Origin of the sequence: Frankia sp. EI5c (assembly GCF_001636565.1) — a bacterium.
Taxonomy (GTDB): domain Bacteria; phylum Actinomycetota; class Actinomycetes; order Frankiales; family Frankiaceae; genus Parafrankia.
On sequence record NZ_LRTK01000091.1, the window covers coordinates 1 to 2,044 of the forward strand.

Genomic DNA, 2,044 nt, shown 5'->3' on the forward strand with positions numbered 1-2,044 from the left:
GGCCTGCCAGGTACGATCACCTCGGAGTAGCCGGATGAAGGTCGGTGAGCATGGTCGCTCGGGTCACGAATGACGGCCCACGCGCGGGATACCTCATCGTTGACGGCCGTCCNCGCAAGTTCGTTCGGTCTCAGCGGACCACCCCCGACCAGACGTCTCCGTCCGCAGGCCCCGCCACCTGCGTCTGTGGCGCGTCACGCCTCGACGAGCGCGAGAACGAAGCCGCCGAGCTGGGCGAAGTCGTGATCAAGACTCTCGCGGAGATCTACGACAGGGAGTCGAGCGCGAGGCAGTTCCTCGACCGCGCTGGGTTCCCATCGCACCGGCTACCGAGCNGGCAAGCCGCTGGCCCCCTTGAGTTCTGGCGTGAGGTTGCGCGGCTGGTCCGCCTCGGGATCATCGCTGACGGACCCCGGACCATCCTCCGCCTCGCCTTGCGGGACTTCCCCGTGAACCCGGTGTTGGTGCAGGCGTGGGGGCACAGTGATGGCGACCCTCAAAAAAAAGATCTTGAATAATTGTGAGCTAGCTCAAGAGGAGCAGCTCACACAGCAATTGGATCATCGTGGCCTGGTCGCCTGNCCCCCGANGTCGGTCCAACGGGTGACCTGTGGGCCGCGCCGCCCCGCCACGGCACGGCCAACTCGCGGTGACGGGGCCGACGCTTCGGTCTACTGGCCGTCGCGGGCTTGCTTGAACAGGGTCGCGACCGCTGGAGTCATCCAGTAGTTCGCGCCATCACCGAGAACTCCGTCCTCGTACTTGCAGGGCAGCAGCCGGTCAACCGCGGTGCAGTGTCGGGCNGGCCAGGCGAGCACGCCTGCCGTGCCGTACTTGCCGTTCGGGATGTCGAGCGCGTCCGCGAGCTGGACGCCNCCGAACTTCTTGCCGGGCGAGTCGATCAGCGTGGAGAACATCGCCTTCGCGCGGTCGCTGAACTTACCCCAGACGATCTTGGCAAGCACTAGATCTTGCTCGGACCACTCGATCGGCTCCGTCGGCTGCTCCTCGTCGGGCTGGGCGTCCTGCCCGGCCAGCCACCGGCCGTACATGGCGTAGAAGTCCGGCAGCCGCTCCTCAGGCACCTTCACGGTTACGTCCATCACGTTTGCCCCCTAGCAGTCGAAGCCAACAGGTCTCTGTNGACACGTCACGATACGACACAACCTAGGTCTTGACTAGGTAAAGCTGCCTCAGAGCCAGGCTTGACACCCACCTGACATCGGCCATGGTGGGTCTTCAGGCNGGTCTCACCCGTCGGTGGGCACCGTAGGCGGGGTCTGAGGCAGGTCACTACCGCCGTCCGGCGTGGCCGTCCGCGACCTCGCGGCGGGTGGCCGGTACTTCGGGCCGGTGCGCGCGCCGGAGGGGTCTCGGTGCGCCCACCGGGCACAGGGGACCCCGCGCATATCCGCTTGTGTAGGGCGAAAACCTCGTGGTCCAATGGAGGTGGACGGCCTGGCGAGAGCCCGCTACCGGTCTGGTCGCAGACCACACCTCCGGAGCGGGTCTGGGTAGCCCGCCGCCCCCGGCAACACCCGTACCGCAGTGCCTCTGCGGGAGCGCCGGTCAGAAGTGAGGCAAGTTCGCTCNCTCTACGGAGCCTTGCCGTGCCTTCTGANTCTGAGACCACCGCTCAGTGGTCGGCCGATGAACGCCNCGACGACTATCGTCGCCTGCTCGCCATCTTGATGAGCGAGAAAATTCCGGCCGAGAAGACCACCGACGCTGCCTGAATACGCCTCGCGGGAGTGACCGTGAGGCGGCTGGGCTGGCTTAACCTCGTAGTCACTCCCGCGTCTAACGCGAGGAGGAATCGCGTGCAAGACAATTGCAACACNATATTTGGTGCCGGGACAAGCTCGCGCGGGGTGTCCCTGTGAGCCGACGCCGCAAGCCGAACTCACACCGGCCGGTGGTCCCGCCGAGCCGTGAGGTGCTGGACTACGAGCAGATGCAGGACCTGGGCACACTGCTCACCGAAGACGGCACCGCCCCGGATTGGCTGTCCAAGGCGTGCGCCCTGGCGGACTCGACCGGCGGC

The 2,044-nt window shown here is 66.3% G+C and carries 2 protein-coding genes and 3 pseudogenes; 2 read left to right on the forward strand and 3 right to left on the reverse strand.

All coding sequences use genetic code 11. The features are described 5' to 3' along the window. Positions 1-242: 242 nt before the first annotated feature. Together UG55_RS48010 and UG55_RS48015 are read left to right on the forward strand one after the other, a co-directional pair. The coding region (locus tag UG55_RS48010; protein WP_396230992.1) for a hypothetical protein at positions 243-335 on the forward strand (93 nt) is incomplete at its 3' end. A 1-nt stretch (position 336) separates the two neighbouring features. Then, positions 337-518: pseudogene (locus UG55_RS48015) on the forward strand (hypothetical protein); the annotation flags it as partial. 153 nt (positions 519-671) lie between these two features. Here the strand turns inward: UG55_RS48015 and UG55_RS48020 are convergent. The 3 genes and pseudogenes from UG55_RS48020 to UG55_RS48030 form a co-directional block, all read right to left on the reverse strand. Further along, positions 672-803: DUF6416 domain-containing protein (locus UG55_RS48020; RefSeq protein WP_396230993.1), on the reverse strand; the 132-nt coding region annotated here is incomplete at its 5' end. Between the two features lies 1 nt (position 804). After that, positions 805-875 (reverse strand): annotated as a pseudogene (locus UG55_RS48025) (hypothetical protein); the annotation flags it as partial. A 1-nt stretch (position 876) separates the two neighbouring features. Then, positions 877-1,103 (reverse strand): annotated as a pseudogene (locus UG55_RS48030) (DUF6416 domain-containing protein); the annotation flags it as partial. Positions 1,104-2,044: the final 941 nt, after the last annotated feature.